This window comes from uncultured Campylobacter sp. (assembly GCF_937997595.1).
Classification (GTDB): domain Bacteria; phylum Campylobacterota; class Campylobacteria; order Campylobacterales; family Campylobacteraceae; genus Campylobacter_B.
Map to the genome: position 1 here is coordinate 1 of NZ_CALKTS010000071.1, position 2,427 is coordinate 2,427.

Annotated in this window: 1 protein-coding gene; it reads right to left on the minus strand. The window is 43.9% G+C overall.

The window, feature by feature from the left end; genetic code table 11:
* The coding region (locus tag Q0614_RS02350) for a hypothetical protein (protein ID WP_298786279.1) at positions 1-2,277 on the minus strand (2,277 nt) is incomplete at its 3' end.
* Positions 2,278-2,427: the final 150 nt, after the last annotated feature.

A 2,427-nucleotide genomic window follows, 5' to 3' on the forward strand; every position in this document is an offset into this window, starting at 1 on the left:
AATTTTTATTATGACGGTATCGTCTTTATGGGCGCCTCCGCCTATTAAAACGCCTCCGTCATCCGTACTTACGGCGCTTTTGAGCCAAAAGTCTTGCAATTTCGCTTTGTTTTCACGCAATATATTGCCGTCCAAATCAAGCTCTAAAAATATCGTCTGATCCTCCGAGGCGTCGTTTGCGCCGATTAGAAGTAGCCCCTCTTTGTAGTTTGCTAATTTATAGGTTGCGTTTAGCGTGTCGGGCAGATCGCAGACGTCGCGATCTCTTCCGCAAATTTGCTTTCTCCAAATTTCATTGCCTAAGGCATCGAATTTTGCGATATTTGCGCCGAATTTCGCCAATAGAAATATCGATCCGTCCTTTGCTTTTAGCAGTTGCGCCCCATGATCCATTACAAGCTCGTCCGAGGCGCCGCTCTCCTTAAAATTTACGCTCTTATGCCAAAGCTCCTCGCCCTTAGCGTTAAATTTTAAAAATCCGTCTTTTTCGATGATGAGCAGGATCTCGCTTTCGGATATTTTGGCTATCTTTGTCATGGTGCCGTCAAACGGCCTTTTGCTCTTTGCGATATTTAGCTTTTTCTTCCATAGCAGTTTTTCTCTCTCGTAAAAGCGCAGATCGTCGTTTTCGTCTATCGCGGCAAATTTATCGCCGAAGCTCGCTACTTCTTTAAATTTAATAGAAAATTCGTAGATTATCTTTTTTGTTTTGGCGTCTAAAATTTTATTATCCAAAAGCACGTATGAATCCATCGCCGCTACTGGCATATTGGCTGCGGATACCATATTTAATTTTTTGCGCCAAAGCTCCGCTCCTCGCTCGCTTAACGCAACTAGCGAGACTCGGTATTCGTCGTTTGCGCTTGCAAGGAGCAGATATCCTTGCGGGGATTTTATTATGTTATCAACGGTTCTAAAGCCGTTTTTAGAGTAAGGAAGTTCCCAGATCGCGCCTTTTTCTTCGGGGCTTTTTTCGGCTAAAATTTCATTTTTCATCTGCGCAGATTGCGCGGATTTTTCAGCGGAGCTTAACGAAGCGCGATCAAGTCCGCCTATAAACGCTCCGTTTTTCGTAAAATAGGAAAAGAAAAGATATTTGCCGCGAGATTCGACGCTTACGCCCTTTAGGCTCTGCGGAAAGAGATATCTTTTTATCGGGGCGGGGTCTAGTTTATTGCTAAAATCGATCAGATCCACGCTTGGAAATTCCCCTTTTTCGGATATTTCTTTGCCCAAGTAGGCTAAATTTAGATCCTCTATGACTTTAAAATTATTTAAGTGCGCGCCGCTGTAATACGCGCTTGATTGAACCGTGTTATTTTCGCCCAAATCATATAGCCCAAATTCGTTCCAATTTGATGAAAATACCCGCTTGCCGTCTTTGGATAGCGTCATTTTATCTATTTCTAAATGTGGATGAGCGATATAGCGGACCTGTTTTAAGATATTAGAGTTTTTTTGCAGGGCATTTTCGCGGTACCTATCCATATCCGATATATCTAAAACATAAAATCCCACCCAGCTTGCCAGCAAAAGCTCATTCTCAGAGAGCAGTTTCAGATCGCCGAGCTCCTTTATTTCGGATAATCTATGTGGCGCGCAGGCGTAATCATACTCCCGCTTATCGGCTTTGGAAGGAGCGATAAAATAAGCAAGCTGCGTAAATTTATCATCTTTTACGTCATAGGCGGTAAGGGTGCTGAAAAAATCCTTTGCAAAGAGGGTGCGCCCGTCGCTTGAAAGCTCTATTTTATTTACAAATCGCGCTTCAAGCCGCGCCGAAATTTTAATATCCCTTCGGTCACTAAGATCCAGCTTATAAATTCCGAAATTTGGATCTGCGACGAATAGACTTTTGCCGTCTTTGCTCTGTGCGATATCTATGTAGGCTGGATCAAACTCATGCTGCGGAAAAGAAAATATGCCCGCAAGCCTTAGAGTGCGCAGCTCGGTAACATCGATCAAGACGATACCACCTCTGTCGTCGCCCAAGCCGAAGAGCGTATTTTGATCTTCAGAAAGGCGCAGCTCGTAAATTTCAAACGGAAGCTTAAGCGCGTTTTTTGCAAGCTCTCTTTCCTCTAAATTTAGCTCTTGCAGCGCGCCGCCACGCTTTTTGGCAGCGGCAAGATCGCTTTTAAGGATTAAAATTTCATCCTCCTTAAGCGATTTTGCGGTCTCTTTGGCAACCGAAAAATTTTGAGTCGCCGCGCAAATTTCGCAGATAAAAGCCGAAGCGGCTAAAATTTTAACTATAAGATTTCGCTTTGTTTTCATTTCGCCGCCTCGTAAATTTATCTGAAATCATCGCTTCTGCTCGGTATCAGCAGGTCTTGTAGCTCCTGTTGCACCGAGACTTTCGCGCGCGGATCGAGGATCTGCGAGTAGATGATAAAATTTGCAAGCACCTTTTTACCGTAGTCCCTG